We start from the raw sequence: 22,349 nt of genomic DNA on the forward strand, positions 1-22,349 counted from the left end.
TTTCTTACGGATAAGTACTCTATTATACGCTCTTTTATCTTTTCTAAATCATAATGGTCTTTATCCAAAAGTTTTTGAGCTTTTTCTATATCAAAGATGTCTTTGGTTTTTTTATTCCAAGGAAGTTCAAAAATCCAATCAAGCCATGTCCTTATAACTGTACTCTCTGCTGATTCTGGATACATCTTTGATAATCTGTTTATCTGTTTTTCTATATCCTCTTTTACAGATTTTGGGGCTTTCAATTTTTTTAATTTCTCTAAATATTCTTTTACTTCTGCTTGCCTATCGTCGCTTTCCCCAAGCTCTTCTTGTATTGCTTTCATCTGCTGTCTTAAATAGTATTCTTTTTGCTCTTTTTCCATTTTCTCTCTAGCGCTGGTCTTTATGCGATTTTGTAATTCCAATATACCAACTTCCGAAAGAAGTAAATCATGGATTTTAACAAGTTTTTTCTTAAGGTCTGTAATCTCCAATATACTTTGAGCATCTTGGGCTTTTAAATCAAGTATAGAAGCAACTAGGTCTAAAAATTTATCCAACTCCTCAGTTTCTCTAACAATTGCGACAAAATCTGGTATTATTTGTTTACCCAAATTGACAGCTTTTTCTATTAAATCTTTTATAGAATTTACATAAGCTTTTTCTTTTGGTGGCAAATCATCTATTTTGATTATTTCTTCTTTTATCGGTAAAACATCTGCTATATATATGTTGTTTACTTTTTCTAAAGCTTTGAGTTCGCCTTTTTCTAACCCTTGTGCCAATATTTTAAGCCTACCATCTTCTAGAGGAACTGCCCTTAATATTTTAACTATAGTACCTATTTTATGTAGCTCATTTAGAGACTTTGGCTCTTCTTGGTCTCTATCTTTTTGTAGCACAAAAAACATAAGCTTATTATGTTTAAAAGCATCTTCTATAGCTCTCACAGAAAAGGGTCTTCCCACAAAAAGCGGTATAACCATCCCAGGGAACACCACAATATCTCTCAGCGGCATCAAATTTAACTTCTGAATATCTTGGCTTGTGTAAATGTTTTGGGTTTCTAAATCCATATTGCCTCCTTTAAGTTAGGCTATAAGAGAATGCCAAATTTTTAGGCCATCTAACCCGCCTAAAATATCTTCAGATATACGCTCAGGATGAGGCATCATACCTACCACGTTACCGGTTTTGTTACATACTCCAGCGATGGAATTCAACGAGCCGTTTGGATTTTCTCCTTCGTATCTAAACACCACTTGGTTATTCTTCTCAATTTCTTCCAACACATCTTCAGGTGCATAAAATCTACCGTCATGGTGAGCTATGGGAAGCACTATTGTTTCCTTTTCTTCTAATTCTTTCGTAAAAGCTGTAGAAATATTTTCCACCGATATGTTAACTCTTTTGCATATAAATCTATCGTTTTCGTTTGGGAGAAGCGCTCCAGGTAAGAGCTTTAACTCTGTTAAAATCTGGAATCCGTTGCATATACCAAGCACATACCTACCTTTTGCTGCAAAGTTTACTATAGCCTCTGCCAACGGTGTTTTAGAAGCCAAAGCCCCAGGTCTTAAATAATCTCCGAAAGAAAATCCTCCTGGCAATATCACAGCATCAAATCGTTCCAAATCTCTAACGGTATAATCAATTAGCTCTGCATCTTCTTGCAAAATATCTTTTACTATATAGTAAGTGTCGTAATCGCAGTTAGAACCCGGAAATACGCAAATACCTATTTTCATCATAGCACTTCGTAATCTTCGATAAGTGGATTTATAATGTAATCTTCTACCATCTTTTGTAGATTTTCAAGTGAATCTGCTTCTATTTCTACTATTTTCCCTATTCTTACATCTTTTATATCGAAACCAGCTTCGTTTAACACATCTTTTAAAGCCCTGCCTTGAGGGTCTAAAATACCTTCTTTGGGCATTATTATTACTCTTTTCTTCATGATTTTATTATAAATCATTTTATTGCATCAGGTGAAAAATTTAGTAATTAGAATATTGTTATATTTGTATCTCTTTTGTATGTATAAGAAATAATTAAGCATATATCTATATAAACAATGTAAACTTTATAAAGAAATTTTAAGGAGGTTTTATGAAAAAAGTTGTTTTAGCCATGGGATTAGTGGGTATTTTAAGTGGCTTTGCCAACGCTATTGTGATGATGGACGCAAGCTACGCCAGGGAGCTTTGTAGTCTTTGGAACCAAACGCCAGCGCTGGTGGGAATGGCCTCCTCAAGCAGCGAATGGAGAGGAGCACCTGTAAGAAAGCTATTTTTATACAGAAAAGATTGCTCTCCTAGAAAACAAATCGAGCTTTACATACAGAATATGAATGGTAAGGCAGAGTGTATCTACGGTGGTTGGGCAAAAGATAGGCGTACCGGAAACGATTTTCTTATGTATGCCACCACAAAACATTGGATAGAAATGGGTAGAGGTGAATATGGCCCAATGCACGCTATGATGTTTGGTGAACTTTCATTCTCTGGTCCTAAATTTGTAGCTATGGCGAATATGGGGCCGTTTTCAAAGTTTTTAAGGCTTTTGGGAAGAATACCTGCTCAAACCAACGTTTGTCCTTAAGGTTTTAAAAAGTGGATGGGGGTTGGGAGAGGAGTTTTTTTAGTTCAACATAGACTTTTTCTTTGTTTGTTTTGTATAGCTTCCCTAAGCTTATAGCTCTGTCTTTGCTTAAGATGTTTTTTGTCCTTAAAGACTGTATAAATTGTGTTATATTTTTAGGATTTTTTGAGAAACTACCCCTATCAAAATCTAATATGTATATATTTAGCGATTTATCTATCAATATGTTTTTGTATTCTTTGTCAAACTCTCCTCTATTTATTCCTATGCTGTCCAAATAGTAAGCTGCATCCAATATAGATTCTAAGATATGTCTTTTCTTTTCTTCTTCTAAAAGCCAAAAAACTTTTTCAAAAGGCTTACCGTCTATATATTTGTAAACAAAAAAATCTTCTCCTTGGCATACTATCTGCGGAAACCTTTTGTCATCATACAAAAATGACAATATATTCGCCTCTTTTTTTATAGCGTAAATGGCCTCTTGATGCACGGCTTTTTTTATACAAAAACGCTCTTTACCATCTTCAAACGTGTATATTTCACCCCTCCAACCCTTTGCTAAAAAACAAATATTTTTATTTTTTACAAACTGCTCAAAGTTCACAAGAAGCTTCTGCAACGCTTACAGCTTTCATGATGCTTGAAGCTTTTGATAATGATTCTAAATATTCTTTTTCTGGTATTGAGTCTGCCACTATGCCGGCTCCGGCTTGCACATAAAGATTGTCGTCTAAAATTGTAGCCGTTCTTATTGCGATAGCAAAATCTATGTTTTGATTTAAGCTTATATAACCAACAGCACCACCGTATATATTCCTTTTTGTGGGCTCTAACTCTTCTATAATCTGCATAGCCCTTACTTTCGGAGCTCCGGACAGAGTACCAGCTGGTAAAGCATGTTTGATTACTTCAAAGATAGAATGTTGCTTCGCTTTTTTCCCATACACATTTGAGACTATGTGTATAACATGAGAAAATTTTTCTATATGCATCATGTTGTCCACATAAACACTTCCAGGCTCTGCTATGGCACCGATATCGTTTCTTGCCAAATCAACAAGCATAACATGTTCTGCTATTTCTTTTTCATCGCTTAGAAGTTTTTTTGCAAGTTCTTCATCTTCTTCTTGGGTTTTACCGCGTTTTATAGTCCCAGCTATTGGTCTTATTTCTACCGTATCATCCTGGATTTTAACCAACGTTTCTGGAGAAGAACCTATAATTTTCACATTATCAAAATCCAAAAAATACATGTAAGGAGACGGGTTTAAATACCTAAGCACCCTGTATATGTTTAAAGGGTTTGTATGTATTTTTTTGTGAAACCTTTGAGAAGGCACCACCTGTATCACATCGCCGTTTTCTATATAGTTTTTACATATGTTAACTATGTTGATAAACTCTTCTTTGGTCATGTTTGAAGACCATTCTTTTAGATCAGGTTCTTTCTGACTTATATCAAGAAACGAAGCACCTTTGCTATTTTTTAGTTTGATAATTATATCTTCTATTTCTTTCAAAGCCTTTTCGTAATCTTCTTCAGGGTTTCTTACCCTTATAAGTTTTATAATTTTTATAGTTGCTTTTAAATTATCAAATACTATCAAAAAATCAGTAAATATCATATCTATATCTGGTATGTCTAAGCCAGGCTTTTGTGCTTTTGTATATTTTTCAATAGGATGATAGTGCTTTACTATATCATAGCTTATATAACCAACAAAACCACCACAAAATGTTCCAAGTGTTTTATCATTATAAAATTTAAAGTTTTTATAAAGATTTTCTAAAGCTTCTAATGGCTTTGAAACACCCTTGATTACCGTATCACCATCTTTTATAAAATAATTATCATCTTTTTGATAAAAGCGTAAATTTTTACCCTTACATATAAAAGAGTATCTTCCCCAATTCTCCTTTGTTTCAGCACTCTCTAATAAAACATTTTGACTCTCTTCGTCTTTTAGCTTATAGAATATAGAAAAAGGAGTTTCAGAATCAGCCAATATCTCGGTATATAGAGGGATAGTATTGTAATCTTTGCAAAGGCTTAAAAAATCATCTTTAGCTATATTTACTTTCATTTTTTTTATTATAACATGAGTTTTTATTATATATTATTATTGATGAAGAAAGTTATTATATTAGGAAGTGGTCCAAATAGAATAGGCCAAGGCATAGAGTTTGATTACGCTTGTGTACACGCTATACAGGCAGTGCAAGAGGAGGGCCTTGATGCCATTATGATAAATTGTAATCCAGAAACCGTTTCTACAGATTACGACACTGCCACAAGACTTTATTTTGAGCCTATTGTAATGGAAAACGTTAGCTACATAATAAAAAGGGAAAAAGATGTGCTTGGAGTACTCCTTCAGTTTGGCGGTCAAACACCTTTGAAGTTAGCTAGCGAGTTTAGGGAGAAAAATATCCAAGTGTTGGGTACATCTCCAGACAGTATAGATTTGGCTGAGGATAGGGGAAGATTTAACGCTTTAATGAAAGGGCTTGGTATTTTGCAACCAGAAGGTGGTATTGCTATCACAAAGGAAGAGGCTATAAAAGTGGCAAAAGATATAGGTTATCCTGTTTTAGTAAGACCTTCTTACGTATTGGGCGGAAGAGCTATGAAAATTGTTTACACAGAAGAGGAACTTCTCGATTATCTTGAACAAGCCGTTGATGTTAGTTATCAAAGACCTGTTTTAATAGATAAATATTTAAACGATTCTATAGAAGTAGATGTGGATGCTCTATCAGACGGAGAAGATGTTTTAATAGGTGCCATTATGGAACATATAGAAGAAGCCGGGATTCATTCTGGTGATAGCGCAGCTTCTATTCCGCCGTATACTTTGAAAGAGGATGTTTTAAAAGAGATAAGAGAGCAGACTGTAAAAATAGCGAAAGCCTTAAAAGTAAAAGGGCTTATAAATCTTCAATTTGCCATAAAAGAAAACGTTCCATATGTGCTTGAGGTAAACCCAAGAGCTTCTAGGACTGTACCTTACGTTAGCAAAAGCGTTGGATACCCGTTAGCAAAGATAGCTACAAAAATATCGCTTGGTAAAAAACTAAGAGAAATTGTTCCTGAGGTATTTGACAAAGAGCATCATATAGCATCTGATTTTTTGCCTAAAGATTTTAAATACTTTACTATAAAAGAGGCTGTATTCCCTTGGAACAAATTCCCAGAAGTAGATCCGATATTGGGACCGGAGATGAAGAGTACCGGTGAAGTAATGGGTATTGGTACCTCTTTTGGTATAGCTTACTATAAAGCTCAATTAGCGGTTGGAAGCAAAATACCGCTTTCTGGAAACGTTTTTATTTCAGTGGCTGACAGGGATAAACCAAAAATAGTTGAACTAGCGTCCGAGTTTTTAAAACTTGGCTTTAAAGTGCTTTGCACTGAAGGGACAGCATCTTTTCTGAAATCAAAGAATATTTTGGTAGAAAAAGTGTTAAAAGTTTCGGAAGGGCGTCCAAACATAGTAGATTATATAGCAAATGGAGATATTCAGATCATTATAAATACTCCATCTGGCCATAAAGAACGCTCGGATGCCTTTTATATAAGAAGAGCTGCTATAAATCATAAAATATCTTACACCACCACCATAAGGGGAGGATATGCAATACTAGAAGCTATAAAAGCTATAAAAGACAGCAACGGGAAAATAGAAGTTTTCTCTTTGCAGGAGATAAAGTGAGTGTTCAAGAAAAAATACTTCATGCAGTAATCGTAATGATAGGGGCCTTTATGGCCATTTTGGACACCACAATAGTTGATGTCGCCTTGCCTAAAATGATCGCACCTTTACACACAGATTTATACGGTATTCAATGGGTAGTTACCGCTTACATGATATCTTCCGCAGTGCTTTTACCTTTAATCGAGTATATAGAATCCAAAGTTGGTTTAAAAAATATGTTTGTAGCTGGTATTGGGCTTTTCACAGCTGCAAGCTATATGTGTGGTATTTCCCATAGGCTTGATGAAATCGTTTTGTTTAGAAGTATTCAGGGGGCTGCAGAAGCTCTTATAATGGTATCGGCTCAAGCAATACTGTTTAGTATTTTTGAAAACAAAGGCACAGCTATGGGCATTTTTGGTCTTGGGGCTAGCTTAGCTCCAGCAGCCGGTCCTACCATAGGCGGATGGCTTACTCAACATATAGGCTGGGAGGCTATATTTTTTGTAAACGTTCCCGTGGGTATTTTAAACACATTCTTATCTATTTTCTTTCTTAAAAACCTAAAAACTGGCAAAAAAATAGAAAGTTTCAACCTATTAAGCCTTCTATTTATAAGCATAAGCACCGTATCTTTGATAGTGCTTTTATCAAACGGCCAAAAATGGGGATGGTTTAGTTCAAACATTACTATACTTTTTTCCTATATAGCTTTAATAAGCTTTTTATTTTATATAACAATAGATATATATTCCAAGGATAAACTTATAGACCTTAGCGTATTTTCAAAGAGAAATTTCCTTATGGCGTTTTTTGCATATTTATGGGTACTTGGTTTTTCTATGTATGCTGTTTTTTATGCGTTGCCTTTGTTTTTTGAAAAGCTAAAAGGAATAGAGAGTTTTAAAACAGGTCTTATACTGCTTCCTTTTGCTATTTCCATAGCTGTTTTTTCAGCTGTAGGAGGAGCATTGAGCGATAAAAAAAATCCAAAGATTGTTCTTTTAATATCAACTGCTATATACATCGGAGGCCTTTATTTTTTCTTATTAAATTTTGATTACTATACACCAAAATTAACGGCAGAATTACAACTTATAGTAGTAGGTATTGGACTCGGTTTATTTTTCCCACCTGTTACCGTTATCGCTTTATCTGGATTAGAAGAGAAAATGCTTATAGTGATTACAATCCTTGATTATATAAGGTTTATAGGTGGATCTTTTGGTACGGCTATTGCCACCAATATATTAAACTCAAGAACAGATTATCATTTTGATAATATAAGTTTTATGCAGAGTTTCAACGCTTTTAAAGTAAAAGAGTTTTTAAATTCCAATTATTTGTCAAAACCGGTAAAAGAGGCTATTTTGTACAAGGCTATGGAATTACAAGCCTTTTCTGAAGCTTTCCAAGATCTATTCTTCTGGTGTGTAGTATTTGCTCTTATAGGAGTGCTATTTTTTGCCATCGATTTGAAGATAAAGTTAAAAGCATAGAAACTTTTTTGTCAATTTGATATATTGTTATTATGAACGATGTAAACAACGTAAAATTTTTTGAAAATCCTAGTTTGAATAGAAAATCCGTATGCCCAAAATGTAAGGGAAGAGGGCTTGTAATAAACGAAGATAATACCGTAGAATATTGCGATTGCATACTTTCTTCCAAAGAACCTCTGCTAAAGACTATGAACATACCAAGAAGATATTGGAGCATAGCAAACAAATCTGATATTTTAAACACAGAAAATGCAAACTGTAGCTATACAAATGCATACATATCTGTGCTTGATTACGTTAATAAATTTAAAGAAAATTCTGGCAAAGGACTTTTTTTTATAGGGCCGCCAGGGGTAGGAAAAACTTATCTGTCTATATTTCTTTTGCTTTATTTAGAAGAAAAATACAAAATAAGAGGACTCTTTTACGACGTGAGAACACTTATAGCCGATTTGAAAACCCTTATAGGTAAAGATAGATATGTCGCAGACAACAATATGAGCAGTTATGATAGACTTCTTTCAAAAATAATCAAAACACCTATTCTTGTCTTAGATGATCTTGGTAGTGAAGTGTTAACAGATTACAATAGAGATATAATTACATATATAATAGCTTCTCGCTACAACGATATGAAACCAATTGTTATAACTACAAATTTTGATCTTACAAGGTACGACATTCACCCAAAAGACGTGGGGCTTGAAGATAAACCGGCTATCAAAAACAACAAGAAAAAGATGGATACAATAACGTTGCAATCGCAAAAGATACCTTTTGAAAAAGAGCGACAAAATCAAGAAGACATTCACGGAAGAGTGTTTTCTTACAAAGATTTACCAAATGCCTTAAGAGGGGACTTAGCTTTGAGATTAGGAGATAGCATAGCTTCAAGGTTGGGAGAAATGTGTAATTTTGTATATATGTTTGGAAAGGACAGAAGAGCGTTAAAATCTAAAAAAGGGACTTAATGTGGTAAAATCAAAAACTTTTGTGGCTTTTAGCAAAGATATTATAATTAAGGATTGGCAACTAAAACTTTTAGCTTTATTTATAAGCGTTGGATTGTGGCTTTACGTAAACTACGGAAACTATGTGCCAATAGAGGTTTACAAAACAGTTCATGTAAAGCACAAATCTCAGGATTACGTTTACATAGTAGAACCTAAAAACGTTATTTTAAGTGTATTGGTAGTGGATAGAGTTTTAAATCCTAAAACTTTAAGAGATACAAAAGCCTATGTAGACGCTAGGAGTCTTAAAACCGGAATAAATATTGCAAAAGTAAACATAGAAGCACCTATTCCTCTTTTGATAAAACCAAATTTATCGAAACCTACATATGTCAGAGTTTTTGTTAAGAAAAAACAGTAAAAATAGTTTATAATCTAATAGTTATGATTATAGAAGGCTCTTTTTTAGGTGAAGGTTTAAGAATAGGTATAGTGGCTTCTAGGTTTAACTCAACCCTTGTGGACAGGCTTATAGAAGGCTCTTACGATGCTCTAAAAAGGCATGGGGTCAAAGAAACAGATATAACCTTGGTAAGAGTACCGGGAGCGTGGGAACTACCTTTAGCCTGTAAAAAACTAGCAAAAAAAGATATAGACGGTGTTTTAGCTCTCGGTGTGTTGATAAGAGGCCAAACACCACATTTTGACTATATAGCCGCAGAAGTATCCAAAGGTTTGGCAGTTATATCCTTAGAATTGGAAAAGCCTATAACGTTTGGGGTAATAACAGCAGATAGCATAGAGCAAGCTATAGAGCGTTCTGGCACCAAACAAGGCAACAAGGGTTTTGAAGCAGCTATGGCTTTGATAGAGACTATAAACGTTTTAAGAAATTTGTAATTATGTTTGACATACTTATAAAAAATGCCAAGATAGATGGTCAAGTAGTTGATATTGGTATAAAAGACGGTATAGTTAAAAGCATAAAACAAAATATAGATGAACCAGCTAAGGAAACATTGCAGGCAAAAGATAAAATAGTAATGGGTTCTTTTTGCAACATGCATACTCACGCCGCCATGAGCCTTTTAAAAGGCATAGGCCAAGACTTAACTCTCATGGATTGGTTACAGAAAGTTATATGGCCTTTGGAATCAACGTTTGTATCTAAAGAGTTTGTGAAAGACGGTACTTTATTAGCCACTGCAAAAATGATAAGAGGGGGCACTACATTTTTCCTCGACATGTATTTCTTCGAAGAAGAGGTAGCAGAAGTTGTAGAAGAAGTTGGTATAAGAGCTGGTATTGGTTTTGGGATACTTGATTTTCCAACAAAAGTCGCATCCACTCCAAAAGAATATCTTGAAAGGGCTAGGAAATTTTTAGACTTTTTTAAATCAAACGATTCTGTTATTCCAGTTTTATGTCCTCACAGTGTGTATACTTGTTCTAAAGATACGCTCGTTAGGGTTTTAGAGTTGGCAAAAGAGTTTGATGCTTATGTGCATATGCATATATCTGAAACTAGAAAAGAAGTAGAAGGAGTGTTGGAAAAATATTCAAAACGCCCTTTAGAGTATTTGGATGATATAGGTATACTGTCTGATAAGTTTATAGGGGCTCATGCTGTGCACCTTAACGAAGATGAAGTGTCTATAGCATCTCAAAGAAAAATAACGGTGGTTCATTGTCCTGATAGCAATCTAAAGCTTGGATCTGGCATAGCACCTATTTGGGAATATGTTAAAAGCGGTGTTAGAGTAGCTCTTGGTACAGACGGGGAAGCTTCTAACGATAACCTTTCTATGCTGGAAGAGATGTCTATTATGGCTAAACTTCAAAAAGGATATCTTGAGGATTCAACAGCTATGCCTATGAGCATTGCGATAGATATAGCTACAAAGAATGGTTTTGAGGCTTTTAATATAAAAGCTGGTATTATAAAAGAAGGATACGATGCTGATATTGTTATAATAAATCCTTTAGAAGATATAGCAAATATACCTATTTACAATGAAAGAGCGCTACTTCTTTACTCTTTAAACGAGAGCTCGGTAGAAACGACTATAGCAAGAGGCAAAGTATTATACCACAAAGGAGAGTTTAAGACCGTAGATATAGAAAAGCTAAAGTTCAACGTAAACCGCTGGAAAGAAAAAATTGAAAGCGCGTTGATATGAACGTTGTATATCTAGGTATAGGAAGCAATTTGGGTGATAGAATTTCTTATCTCATAAAAGCCTTAGACAAGTTAAAAACGATATCTTATGTAGAAAAAATATCTTTTGTTTATGAAAGCTTGCCTTTTGGTATAGAGAATCAGCCAAAATTTTTAAACTTTGTAGCAAAAATTCAAACAAATTTAGGTGATTTTGAGCTTTTAAGAACTATAAAACAAATAGAGCAAGAAATAGGAAGGCAAGAAAGGCCAAGGTGGTATCCGAGAGAAATAGATATAGATATATTGCTTTTTAATAAAAGCATCATACTCACAAAACCTTTAGAGGTACCTCATCCATATATTCTAGAAAGGGACTTTTTTTATTATCCTTTGCTGGAAATAGACAAAGAAGTATATCATCCTTTAAAAAGGGCAAAGCTAAAAGATATAAACACAAAACCTATAAACAGGTTAGAGTTTTTTTCTGGGCTTTATATATAGAAACTATATTACAAACTGATTCATACCCCTAGAATCAAAAAGCACTTCTAAGTTTCCATCTTTAAAGGTGTAAGCTACGCCTTTTAACTTATCTACTATTATCAGCCTTACCCATTCGTTAACAACCAGTTTTAAAGCTTCTTCGGTCTCTTGAGCAGCTTGTAAAACTTTTTCGACTGGTGCCTCTATAAACGTTAAAAGCCTAATGGGTTCGTGGTATGGCATACCATCATGATAGACAGTTTGATAAGGTAGTCCAGTCCTTAAATCACCGTAGTTTCCTGTCCAAACTCCTACTTTTCCCACTACGTTGTGGTATACTTTGGACCCAGCTCCAAGCCTTTCGTTGTCCGTAGTGGAAAAATAATGTTCCATATTTATCCATTCTCCTATTATGAATGGACCTGAAAGGATATTTTTTAGTATTTTGTTGTCTTTGTCTATCTCCCAAGCGTAAGATTGCATGAAAAACCTATTTTTTAAAGCTACGTTTTGGGTACTAGAGCGCTTACCTACGTAGACGCCCATGTTTTTTGACAGTCCCCACTCTGGCCTGGTTTCAGACCAGTCTATAGCCCTTATAGGTATTCTATCGCCAGAACCTGCATAGGGAAGCGTTTTTGCCCTTTCTTCTCTTGTTTTTTGAGAGGCTATTTTAAAATCTTTTACTATTTTATCAAACAAGACCCTATCTTTTTGAGGTATAATCTCCGTATCGTAAAAAGTTATCTCATCGGTAGTAGTATTGTGTATGCCTGGTATAAATATTGTATCTTCTGGTATTTTAATACCAACTTTCTCTAAACCTTTTCTAACATAGGTTCTATTTGCTATATTTGCCAATATTCTAACGTTTGGCAATCCGTTGTTACCACCGCAAGCCCCACAATCAAGCGCAGATTCAAAAGGATTGTTGTCGGAAGTGCTTCCATGGGCTATCAATAGCACAAATTTGGGAATATCGTCTGTAAGCCCTATAAGTCTTAAAAAGTTTTCTACAAGATTTATCTGCTCCTCTTCTGTATAACCCACATTTGAAAGTCTCTCCTTTTCTAACTCAAAGTTTTCTCTTTTTATGTTGTATTTCGTTCTTAAAATCTCTAAAACACGCTCTTCAACACCTTTGTTGTTTCCATTTATAATCGCTTCGAACAAATCTTTGGCTTTTTTATCGTTTATATTTTTTTTAAACTCTTGATGATAAGCTTCTTTTATCTTTTGTATAAAAAACTTTTCGGCATAAAACTCTATCTCTTCTTGACTTAGCTTGTCTATTGTAAAGCGTGTTTTTGGTTTTTTTGCTTTTATAAAAGACATAACCTTTAATGTAAAATCTGGGAAGAGTGTTTTGCCAAACAAGTTTACACCGAACAACCATCCCATCGCCTCTACCATAAAAAAGGGTGTGTATGGATTATTTTTAAGGGATTCCAAAGTCTTTTTAAATGTGTAGTTTATGTTGTGCTTTGCTTTATAATCAAGGTGCTCGTCTTCTGGAAGTTCAAATATTATTTTTTGAGGTTTTATCAAGGCTGGACACAGGTTTTGCTCATGCCCTTTATCAAATTCTATGAAAGCTATTGGAACACCAAAAAAACCTGCCACTCCATAAGTGTTATAGTTTCCAAGCCTTTCAATATGTCTTCTTATGGCCTCAGACCTCACATCTATACAAAAAACCGCGCTCGCCAATATATCTTTTTTAATTTTTTCATTAGACTGTAAAAAATCTATAGTATACTCTTTTATATACGAATCTTCTAAAGACTTTAGCCATATATACCCTTCCTCTTCCTTTAATTTTTCTATCAAAAATGCAAAATCGGTTATATCTTTTTGTTTATCAAGATGTATCAAAAGTTCGTTTGCTATGTTCTGGATACGATAAGCCTCTAAAAACACCTCCTCCGAAAGATAGTCGCTCAAAATAGCCTTTGGTTTATCCTTTAACTCTAACCTATCTACATATTTTGACGGAAGCAAGTTTTTAGCTTTTAAAAGCTTCAAGATAAAAAGCGCCTTATTTTGTTCAAAAGCCTTGTAAAGTTCTACAAAATTTAATATAGGATATTGAGTTAGATATTTTTTCTCATAATGAAGTCTTACGGCTAAGTATTCAAGCAAAGAAGCCGGGTATATTTGTTGAAAGTAATAGTCTCCGTTGTCTTCTCTATACTTTATAAAAGCTGCCCATCCAAATTCCTTTAAAAGATGTGTCAATATATATCTCTCAACGTTTTTTGGAGATAGCTCATGTAGTATGGTATCTGCATACTCCTCCTCGTTTAAGCTGGTATTTAAACCTTCGTACAACTTAAAAGCTTCAAACATGCCTTTTTGCCTTTCTGGCATAGACATTGTAGTTTGTCCTTCATCTAAAAACCTTGCTACAAACTCCACTATCTCTTTTTCTACAATATCGGTGATGTTGTCTTCAAATATCGCATCTAATATTTCAGATAGCATCATATCCTCGATAAGCTCTTCAAACAAAGTATGTTCATCTTTAACTATTTTTTGGTTGAAGTAATCTATAAGGCTTATATCTGGGGTTTGGGAGGATTTTACTCTATAATATTTCCAGTCTTGACTTATCTCCGTTATAAACTTTTTGGCTTCACCAAAATATTTTTCAAATCCTATTTTTTTTAAAAACTCAAAAAGATTTCTTTCTAAAACATCCCTTTTTATAATCCCTTCCTTGTAAAGTTCTACATAATATTTTGAATCCATATAAACTTTTGCCTTATAAAGTTTTGAAGCTTGTTTTAAGGCCTCTTTGAAAGGAATGTCTTCAAATCCATGAAGCGGATTATGATGTACAAACGTAGTCATAGGCCAGTAGTGGGGTATATATTTCCTTACATTTTCAAGATGAGCTTTTACCATGATAAAGCCTCCAAAAGATTAGAAAATCCAATTACAGCAAGTACTAAAAGCAAAAATGTCATAGCTATAGCGGTCTTACCAGAGATATCTTTGTAAACAATGTTCTCGTTAGGTGCTCCGAAGATGGTATTCTTCATTATTCTAAAAGCCATAAAAAAGTTTGCAAAAAATATCCAGCCAAATATTATATAGTTTAAAGTACCAGCACGTTCCTTTAAAACACCCAAAAACAACGAAAAGAAGTTTGAAAAAGGTGGGTAAAGTCCTAAAGCCATAAGCGTTAATCTTAATATGAGAGCTAACTTTGGAGATTTTAAGGCAAGGCCTTTTACGTTATAAAAATTTGCACTTTCAAATATCTCTATATACTTTATAGATATCGTATATAACAAGAATGATGCTCCTAAAACAGATAAATAATAAACGCTAAAAAGATGATTTGGCAATACAAAAATTGAGACCGCGTTTAAAAATAAAAAATAATAACTGAGCTTTGTAAGATTTGTGGTCTTATAAGATAAGTAAAAAGTGAACAAAGATGTAGCAAAAGCCGTTAATTCAAGTAAAATATTGTAAGAGCTTTTTGGTAAATAAGGGAACAGCGAGTATATTAAAAATCCAATTGCCGATATGGAAAATATTATAAGAGCATTTTTTGGTTTTGAGCTTTTAACAAGCATATAGTAAGGCAATGCACCCATCAAAACAATAGCCAAATAAACCATAAACACCTCCTAAAAATATATATGACAAGTAGGCATTTTCAAGTGCTTGGTATAATATTATAATAAATGTATGAATAGAAGGCCAAGAAGACTAAGGGCAAATGAAACTATAAGAACACTTGTAAGAGAGACAAGTTTGGATTTATCAGATTTGATATATCCGTTGTTTATAACTTACGGAGAGAATATAAAAGAACCCATACCTTCTATGCCGGGAGTTTATAGGTTTTCTATAGACAAAGTGTTGGAAGAAATAAAAGAATGCCTTGATATTGGTATAAAAGCTTTTATACTTTTTGGTATACCAGAGAAAAAAGATGAAGAAGGTTCGGATACTTGGTGCGATAGCGGTATCATACAGCGGTCTTTAGACGCTATAAAACGAAAGTATCCAGAAGCGTACCTAATAACCGATGTATGCTTTTGTGAATATACCTCTCATGGACACTGCGGTGTTATATTAAACAACGACGTAGACAACGATTTAACGTTGGAAAATTTGAAGAAACAAGTGGTTTCTCATGCAAAACATGGAGCTGACATGGTAGCGCCGTCCGGCATGATGGATAATATGATATCTGCTATAAGAGAGGCCCTTGACAGCGCTGGTTTTTATAAAATACCTATTATGGCTTACTCCGCTAAATACGCTTCTAAGTTTTACGGTCCTTTTAGGGATGCGGCGGATTCTACACCGTCTTTTGGAGATAGAAGAACTTATCAGATGGACCCTGCCAACAAAAGAGAGGCTATTGTAGAAATGGATATAGATTTCGAGCAAGGGGCAGATATCATAATGGTAAAACCAGCCTTGGCTTACCTTGATATAATACATATTGCAAAAGAACGCTACAACATACCTATAGCTGCTTACAACGTAAGCGGTGAATACTCCATGATAAAAGCAGCTCACAAACTTGGCTACATAAACGGTGTAGATGTGATGAACGAAACACTTCTATCGATAAAAAGAGCCGGAGCCGATATTATCATCACATACTTTGCCAAAGAGTTTGCTTTGCAAAAATTTTTAGATTGATATTAAAACATTTTTAATTTCCGTGTAGTCCTCTACGGCGAATGCAGGACCTTCTCTTCCTATACCAGAAAATTTAAAACCGCCGTAAGGCATGTGGTCTACTCTAAAGTTTGGACCCTCGTTTATATTTACACCACCTACTTCGCACTTTCTCACAAATTCCATAGCCACATTTATGTCTTTTGTATAAACTCCTATTTGTAAGCCGTAATCCCCTTCATTTATTATGTTTATCACTTCATCTATATCTTTATACCGATTGATGTTGACCACTGGCGCGAAAGCTTCTTCTTTAAATATTGTGCTATCTTTATCCACATCTAAAAGAAGCGTCGGCAAAAGATAGTTTGTTCCTTTTATGTTTTCCATATTTTTGGCTTTTTGCACCATCTTTGCACCTTTTTCTACGGCTTCTTTTATCCATTGTCTTACCCTTTCCACTTGTTGCTTATCTATCATAGGTCCCATGTCTACGTTTTCGTCCATAGGATCGCCTATCTTTATATTTGATATTTTTTCTTCTAAAAGCCTCAAAAACGGTTCTAAAACATCTTCATGCACAAAGATTCTTTGTATTGATATGCAAACTTGTCCAGCCATTGAAAAACCGCCCTGAGATGCCTTTATAGCCGCTTTTTCCAAATCCGCATCTTTATGGACTACTAATGCTGAATTAGAACCAAGCTCTAATACGAGTTTTTTTATACCGGATTGTTTTGCTATAAGCTCTCCAACCATTTTGCTTCCAGTGAAAGACACCACTCTTACATCTTTGTGAGTGGTGAGAGCCTTTCCTAAATCTCCATACCCCGGTAAAACAGATATGGCTTCCTTTGGCAATCCTGCTTCTAACAACAACTCACCCATGATTATTGGGCTCAAGGGCGTTTTTTCAGAAGGTTTCACTATGACGGGGCATCCAGCAGCTATTGCTGGGCCCACTTTATGGGCTGTTAAATTCAAAGGAAAGTTGAATGGCGATATAGCCACCACTATACCAGCGGGCACTCTTATGTAAAATCCAAACTTTGATTTACCGTTTGGATGTGCATCTACTGGATAAGTCTTGCCGTATATTCTCTTAGCCTCTTCTGCTGAAAATCTGAAAGTTTCAATAGCTCTATCTACTTCTATCCTAGCTTCTTTTATGGTTTTTCCTACTTCGTATACAATTGTCCTAGCTATTTCTTCCTTGTTTTTTCTTAAAAGCTCCGAAGTTTTGTAAAGTATTTCATATTTTTCAAAAGCGCTCAGTTCTGAGAGTTTCTTAAGGCCAATTTTTGCTTTTTCTATGGCTTTTTCTACATAAGAATCGTTAACGACGTAAGATTCTCCTACTTTTGTATTATCGTAGGGATATATTACATCCAAAACCACATCTGTTTGTATAAACTCTCCGCCTAAAATAGGTTTTTTCACTATCATGGGTTTACATTATAAATTTTCTATTGGTTTTTGTCAATGCTAAAAGACTTATGGTATATTTTATATATGAGTTTAGATATTTTTAGAAAAAAGCATTATGTTGAAGAGCAAAAACTTTTGAGAGAAGTTAAAGCCACAGAGTTGGTTTTAATGGGCGTAGGCGCCATAATAGGCGCTGGTATATTTGTAATTACTGGTATGGCCGCCGCTACAATGGCAGGTCCAGGCATTGTGCTATCTTTTATACTTGGGGCTGTTTCACTTGGTATTAGCGCTTTTGCCTATGCTGAGCTTGGTTCTGCTATACCTGTTTCAGGTAGCGCTTATAGCTATACTTACTCTTTTTTAGGAGAAATAATAGCGTGGCTTGTGGGGTGGAATCTTGTTTTGGAATATGGTATATCCACCGCCGCCGTGGCTGTTGGGTGGTCATCTTATTTTAGGTCATTCTTAAAAAATAGCTTTGGTATAACATTGCCACATGCATTAACGGGGGCTTACAATCCTAGTGCTGGCACTTATATAGATATAAGTGCTTTTTTTATAATACTTTTTATGTTTGTTATTTTGCTTTTAGGAATAAAAGAAAGTGCCTTTGCAAGCTCTTTTGTAGTGGTATTAAAAATTTTAGTGCTTGTTGTTTTTGTAGTGTTTGCGCTACCTCATATTGATTTTAAAAACTATAAAGATTTTCTACCTTACGGCATATCTGGTGTTTGGCATGCCACTGGTCTTATAATATTTGCTTATCTTGGGTTCGACGCAGTTTCTACGGTAGCTGAAGAGGTTAAAAATCCTCAAAGAGATTTACCTATAGGTTTGATAGGTTCTTTAGCGCTTAGTACGTTTTTTTATATTGTTGTTAGCTTTACGTTAACAGGTGTTGTAAACTATAAAGAGTTAAATGTGCCGGATGCTCTTGCTTTTGCAATGGAAAAGTTAAACATGCATTTCATAGCCAGTATAATCTCAATAGGCGCCGTTATAACTATTACAAGCGTTATTATGGTTATGGGACTAGGGTTTACAAGGGTAGTTTATGCTCTTTCAAGAGATGGTCTTTTGTTTGAATCTTTGTCTGATATTCATCCGAAATTTGGTACTCCACATAAAGCTACTATAGTAGGAGCGCTTGTGCTTTCCTTAGCAGCTGGATTATTTCCCTTAAAAGATTTAGCGGAGATGGTTAATATAGGTACGTTGTTTGCTTATTTTATGGTAGGTATAAGCGTTGTTTTATTAAGAAAATCTAAAGACTATAATCCAAAGTTTAGAATGCCTATGGCTAAAGTATTGTTGCCTTTAAACTTGTTTACGCTTCTTCTTATTATGGCAGGATTACCTTTGTTAACATGGGTAAGATTTTTAGTATGGTGTCTTGTTGGGCTTTTAATATATATATTTTATGGATACAAACATAGCCAATTAAACAGATGAATTTTTTGTACGTAGATAAAGAGCCTCTATTAATAAAAGCTTTAGACTATCTTTCCTCTGGTAATGTTTGGTTTATAGATACGGAAACTACACCAAAGGACATAAGACTTTTTCAGGTAGGATTAGAAAGCGGTCCTATTTATGTGATAGACTTCTTTTTTGTAAAAAGAGCTCCAGAGCTTATAAAAGATGTAATAGCCAAAAAGGGTGTGGTAGGGCACAACTTAAAATATGATTTAAAATACCTTATGAAGTACGATATACATCCTTACACTACGTTTGACACCATGATAGGAGCGCAGTTAATAGGTTTGAACAGGGTGTCTTTGGCAAGCGTTTATGCCCATTTTACAGGCGAGGGTATTGATAAGAAAGAACAGTTTTCAAATTGGTCTTCAAAAGAGCTTACAGAGAGTCAGATTTTTTATGCTGCAAAGGATGTAGAGGTTTTGAGGCTTTTATACGAAAAGCTAAAAAACGAATTAAATAAAGAACCTACCATCGTTGAAATATTGCAAAAGTCAAGGGTGGCAAAGGTTTTTGGGTTGGAGAGCGCATACGCTATAATAGAAATGGGCTTTGTGCAAGAGCTTGCTAAAATTGAACACACTGGAATAGGAATAGATACAAAAGAAATAGAGGCTATGAAAAAACAATTGCAAAAGAAAACCCAAGAACTCGCTATGAACTTTTATATAAAGTACCGAATAGATATAAGTAGTCCTAAAAAAGTGGGTGAGTTTTTAGAAAACCATTTGAATATTTCCCTTCCTCGTACCGATAAAGACAATATAATCACCGACGACAGCGTGTTGGTAGAACATCTTGGTAGCGAAAACGAAAAAGTAAAAGATGTAATAAGCAGCGTATTGGAGTTTAGAAAAATTCATAAGTTGCAAGAAAAGCTATCGGAGATTTTAGAATACAACGAAAATAACCGTGTGCATCCAGAGTTCTGGCAAATAGGAGCCGTTACTGGAAGGATGTCCTCTTCAAGACCAAACGTTCAAAACATACCAAGAGAGTTAAGAAGCGTCCTAAAAGCTAAAGAAGGATACGTGTTTGTAATAGCTGATTTCTCACAAATAGAACTAAGGATAGCAGCAGAGTATGTTAAAGATGAGATAATGATAGATGTAATAAACAAAGGAGAAGACCTTCACAAATTCACGGCCTCCTTAATTACAGGTAAATCTTTGGAGGATATTACAAAAGAAGAAAGACAAAGAGCTAAAGCGGCAAATTTTGGTCTTATATACGGCATCTCGGAGAAATCTCTTTCTTTGTATGCAAGAAACTCTTACGGGGTTGATATGTCTATAGAAGAAGCCAAAAGATTTAGAGAAGTGTTTTTTTCTACCTTTCAAGGGATAAAAGCTTGGCATGAAAGAATAAAAAAGGAGTTAAAGGCAAAAGGTGAAATAAGGTTAAAAACTCTCGGTGGAAAACCTATGATAGCCTACACTTTTACCGATGCTGCCAATTATCCAATACAAGGTACCGGAGCAGAATTGTTGAAACTTTCAGTTTTAATTTTTTCTCAAGAGATCAAAAGACACTTTCCAAGCATGTTTCATGAAGTAGCAAACGTTGTAAACTTAGTACACGATGAGATAGTAGTGGAAGCAAAAGAGGATTATAAAGAAGAAGTATCAAAGCTTTTAGAAAACTCTATGAGAAAAGCTGGTTCTATACTTCTTAACAATGTAAAGGTGGAAACAGAGATAGTTATTAACAAACGCTGGATAAAGTAATGTTAAAGTTCTTAAGCATAAGAATTTTCCAAGGTATTTTCGTAATTTTAACTATAAGTTTTTTATCGTTTTTAGCTATAAATTTTGCACCCGGCGGATTTTTTGATCAACTTAAACTAAACCCAAGCGTATCCGCTGAGACTATAAAACAGCTTGAGGCTTTTTACGGTCTTAATAAACCGCTTTTAATAAGATATATAGATTGGCTTTCTAACGCTTTGAGGTTCAATTTAGGTTATTCTATAGAATACAACGAAAGTGTAAAAAAACTTATTTTAGAACGCATACCGAATACTCTAATGGTATCTATACCATCGGCTTTTTTATCTTGGAGTTTAGCCTTTTTTATCGGTGTTTTATCGGCTTTTAAAAAAGATACAAAACTGGATAAATTTTTACAAGGTCTAGCTTATATATCAATGTCTATTCCTTCTTTTGTAATGGGATTTTTGATTATGATGTTTTTTTATCAAACACATTTTATCAATATATCAGATATGTTAAGTGGCGTTAACATAAAGCATCTTGTGCTACCAGTAAGCGCTCTTGTCCTGTCTTCTTTTGGTGGACTATCAAGGCTTGTAAGAGCAAATGTGATTGAGATATTAAATAGTCCTATGTATATTTTTTTAAAAGCTTCGAGAGTTAACAAAGGCACTGTCGTATGGCATGTTTTGAGAAATGCTATGCCGCCTTTTATAGTACTTCTTGGATACGAGCTATCGTCTTTGATATCAGGAGCTGCCTTGGTGGAAATAGTTACCAACTGGCCGGGCATGGGGCTTCTTATACTAAATGCCGTTTTATCAAAAGATCTATTTTTAGTGATGGGTAGTCTTTACGTTGGAAGTATAATGCTTGTGCTTGGTAACATTATAGCCGATATATTACTATTCATAAACGACCCAAGAATCAAAAGAGATACTATTTTCTAACCACTTTAGTTTTCTTGCTTGCGTTCTCATTACTTTACCTCCTATGTTATTTAAAACTCTGCATTTACTCTAAGCCCATAAACCCACAGAGGACCTCTATTCTTGTCATAGCCTGGATGTCTTATATACTGAGCGTCTGGTGAGATGGATATGTAGTTGTTTAGCTGATATTTGTAGTAAGCTTCCATTATTTCTTCATAGCCATAGTTAAACTGTCCATCTTGACCTGAGCCTACGAAGAAAGAAGAAGATGGTTCGTTTATGGTCCCAGATTCTAAATATCTTTTGTGGGTGTTTGAAAGACCGTTTATAGCAAGACCTATGCCTACTTGATCTTGGGGTCTTTTCCAATGTATACCGTTTATGGAAATACCACCTGCTATATCTCTATCAGCGTCGGTGTAGGCAAAGTCTTCTGTTTGTCCGTTGTTGAAACCTGCTCTTAAGAATATTCCTGTTTTACCATCATCTGCTATAGGTTGTTCTAAGTTTATGAAAAAGCCCCACTTGTATCTTTTGTGAGATTTTGACTCTGTGCATATAACAGGATAATCGTATCCTGATTGTTCAAACTCTGTGTAATAACAAGGGCTGTTTGGAGAGTAATAGTAGCTGAAGTTGTTTATAGCCTCTTCATAGCTTCCCATTCTGCCGTAGTTTAGCATACCAAGAAGCCTTATTACAGTTCCTATATCGTTTGGTCTTAAAGAAAGCTGTGCGTTTAGGCTGTAGGCACCAGATTCATCG

At 34.8% G+C, this 22,349-nt stretch carries 21 protein-coding genes; 12 read left to right on the forward strand and 9 right to left on the reverse strand.

The window, feature by feature from the left end; translation table 11 throughout:
• The 3 genes from ACP5S8_RS04675 to purS all read right to left on the reverse strand — a co-directional run.
• Window positions 1–1,058: LON peptidase substrate-binding domain-containing protein (locus tag ACP5S8_RS04675; protein WP_461875922.1), on the reverse strand; the 1,058-nt coding region annotated here is incomplete at its 3' end.
• Between the two features lie 15 nt (window positions 1,059–1,073).
• Window positions 1,074–1,733 carry a phosphoribosylformylglycinamidine synthase subunit PurQ gene (purQ, locus tag ACP5S8_RS04680; protein WP_461870114.1) on the reverse strand — a complete coding sequence of 220 codons (660 nt, stop codon included), beginning with the start codon at window positions 1,731–1,733 and terminating at the stop codon, window positions 1,074–1,076.
• A complete protein-coding gene (gene purS / locus ACP5S8_RS04685) occupies window positions 1,730–1,942 on the reverse strand; it encodes a phosphoribosylformylglycinamidine synthase subunit PurS (protein WP_461870115.1) in 213 nt (70 codons plus the stop codon). Before purS ends, purQ begins: the two co-directional genes overlap by 4 nt.
• A 152-nt stretch (window positions 1,943–2,094) precedes the next feature.
• Here purS and ACP5S8_RS04690 point away from each other — a divergent pair, with 152 nt between their 5' ends.
• The gene (locus ACP5S8_RS04690; protein ID WP_461875923.1) at window positions 2,095–2,586 is read left to right on the forward strand and encodes an SCP2 sterol-binding domain-containing protein; all 492 of its coding nucleotides are present in this window, start codon (window positions 2,095–2,097) and stop codon (window positions 2,584–2,586) included.
• Window positions 2,587–2,590: 4 nt separating this feature from the next.
• Here the strand turns inward: ACP5S8_RS04690 and ACP5S8_RS04695 are convergent, their stop codons facing one another.
• Window positions 2,591–3,190: a serine/threonine protein kinase gene (locus tag ACP5S8_RS04695; protein ID WP_461870117.1), complete on the reverse strand. Its 600-nt coding sequence runs from the start codon at window positions 3,188–3,190 to the stop codon at window positions 2,591–2,593.
• On the reverse strand, window positions 3,180–4,670 hold the full coding sequence (gene trpE, locus ACP5S8_RS04700) for an anthranilate synthase component I (protein WP_461870118.1): 1,491 nt from the start codon (window positions 4,668–4,670) through the stop codon (window positions 3,180–3,182). Before trpE ends, ACP5S8_RS04695 begins: the two co-directional genes overlap by 11 nt.
• Window positions 4,671–4,712: 42 nt before the next feature.
• On the opposite strand from trpE, the gene carB reads away from it, so the two are divergent.
• From carB to folK, 7 genes are read left to right on the forward strand one after another with little or no spacing between them, the layout of a single operon-like run.
• Window positions 4,713–6,299: a carbamoyl-phosphate synthase large subunit gene (gene carB / locus ACP5S8_RS04705; RefSeq protein WP_461870119.1), complete on the forward strand. Its 1,587-nt coding sequence runs from the start codon at window positions 4,713–4,715 to the stop codon at window positions 6,297–6,299.
• Window positions 6,296–7,780, forward strand: a complete 1,485-nt coding sequence (locus ACP5S8_RS04710) for a DHA2 family efflux MFS transporter permease subunit (RefSeq protein ID WP_461875924.1) — start codon at window positions 6,296–6,298, stop codon at window positions 7,778–7,780. The genes carB and ACP5S8_RS04710 overlap by 4 nt, the downstream gene beginning before the upstream one ends.
• A gap of 32 nt (window positions 7,781–7,812) precedes the next feature.
• The gene (locus tag ACP5S8_RS04715; protein WP_461875925.1) at window positions 7,813–8,754 is read left to right on the forward strand and encodes an ATP-binding protein; all 942 of its coding nucleotides are present in this window, start codon (window positions 7,813–7,815) and stop codon (window positions 8,752–8,754) included.
• A 1-nt stretch (window position 8,755) separates the two neighbouring features.
• Window positions 8,756–9,157: a hypothetical protein gene (locus ACP5S8_RS04720; protein ID WP_461870122.1), complete on the forward strand. Its 402-nt coding sequence runs from the start codon at window positions 8,756–8,758 to the stop codon at window positions 9,155–9,157.
• Window positions 9,158–9,180: 23 nt separating this feature from the next.
• Entirely contained in the window at window positions 9,181–9,636 is a 456-nt protein-coding gene (ribH, locus tag ACP5S8_RS04725) for a 6,7-dimethyl-8-ribityllumazine synthase (RefSeq protein ID WP_461870123.1), read from the forward strand.
• Window positions 9,637–9,638: 2 nt separating this feature from the next.
• Window positions 9,639–10,916 (forward strand): amidohydrolase, encoded by a 1,278-nt coding sequence (locus tag ACP5S8_RS04730; RefSeq protein ID WP_461870124.1) that lies wholly within the window; start codon window positions 9,639–9,641, stop codon window positions 10,914–10,916.
• Window positions 10,913–11,398 (forward strand): 2-amino-4-hydroxy-6-hydroxymethyldihydropteridine diphosphokinase, encoded by a 486-nt coding sequence (gene folK, locus ACP5S8_RS04735; RefSeq protein WP_461875927.1) that lies wholly within the window; start codon window positions 10,913–10,915, stop codon window positions 11,396–11,398. The genes ACP5S8_RS04730 and folK overlap by 4 nt, the downstream gene beginning before the upstream one ends.
• Window positions 11,399–11,401: 3 nt before the next feature.
• Here the strand turns inward: folK and ACP5S8_RS04740 are convergent, their stop codons facing one another.
• Entirely contained in the window at window positions 11,402–14,287 is a 2,886-nt protein-coding gene (locus ACP5S8_RS04740) for a DUF2309 domain-containing protein (protein WP_461875928.1), read from the reverse strand.
• Window positions 14,281–15,012 (reverse strand): hypothetical protein, encoded by a 732-nt coding sequence (locus ACP5S8_RS04745; protein WP_461875929.1) that lies wholly within the window; start codon window positions 15,010–15,012, stop codon window positions 14,281–14,283. The genes ACP5S8_RS04740 and ACP5S8_RS04745 overlap by 7 nt, the downstream gene beginning before the upstream one ends.
• Before the next feature lie 70 nt (window positions 15,013–15,082).
• Between ACP5S8_RS04745 and hemB the strand changes: the two genes are divergently transcribed.
• Window positions 15,083–16,051, forward strand: coding sequence for a porphobilinogen synthase (gene hemB / locus ACP5S8_RS04750; RefSeq protein WP_461870128.1), 969 nt, complete (start codon window positions 15,083–15,085; stop codon window positions 16,049–16,051).
• Here the strand turns inward: hemB and ACP5S8_RS04755 are convergent.
• Entirely contained in the window at window positions 16,043–17,476 is a 1,434-nt protein-coding gene (locus tag ACP5S8_RS04755) for an aldehyde dehydrogenase family protein (protein WP_461875930.1), read from the reverse strand. The two genes, hemB and ACP5S8_RS04755, sit on opposite strands and share 9 nt — an antisense overlap.
• A gap of 66 nt (window positions 17,477–17,542) precedes the next feature.
• Between ACP5S8_RS04755 and ACP5S8_RS04760 the strand changes: the two genes are divergently transcribed.
• From ACP5S8_RS04760 to ACP5S8_RS04770, 3 genes are read left to right on the forward strand one after another with little or no spacing between them, the layout of a single operon-like run.
• On the forward strand, window positions 17,543–18,913 hold the full coding sequence (locus tag ACP5S8_RS04760) for an amino acid permease (RefSeq protein ID WP_461870130.1): 1,371 nt from the start codon (window positions 17,543–17,545) through the stop codon (window positions 18,911–18,913).
• Window positions 18,910–20,667: a bifunctional 3'-5' exonuclease/DNA polymerase gene (locus ACP5S8_RS04765; protein WP_461875931.1), complete on the forward strand. Its 1,758-nt coding sequence runs from the start codon at window positions 18,910–18,912 to the stop codon at window positions 20,665–20,667. Before ACP5S8_RS04760 ends, ACP5S8_RS04765 begins: the two co-directional genes overlap by 4 nt.
• A complete protein-coding gene (locus ACP5S8_RS04770; RefSeq protein ID WP_461870132.1) occupies window positions 20,667–21,602 on the forward strand; it encodes an ABC transporter permease in 936 nt (311 codons plus the stop codon). Before ACP5S8_RS04765 ends, ACP5S8_RS04770 begins: the two co-directional genes overlap by 1 nt.
• Before the next feature lie 50 nt (window positions 21,603–21,652).
• Here the strand turns inward: ACP5S8_RS04770 and ACP5S8_RS04775 are convergent.
• On the reverse strand, window positions 21,653–22,349 hold a 697-nt coding region (locus tag ACP5S8_RS04775; RefSeq protein ID WP_461875932.1), incomplete at its 5' end, for a carbohydrate porin.

The organism is Hydrogenobaculum sp., assembly GCF_049967395.1.
In the GTDB taxonomy this organism is placed as follows: Bacteria; Aquificota; Aquificia; order Aquificales; family Aquificaceae; genus Hydrogenobaculum.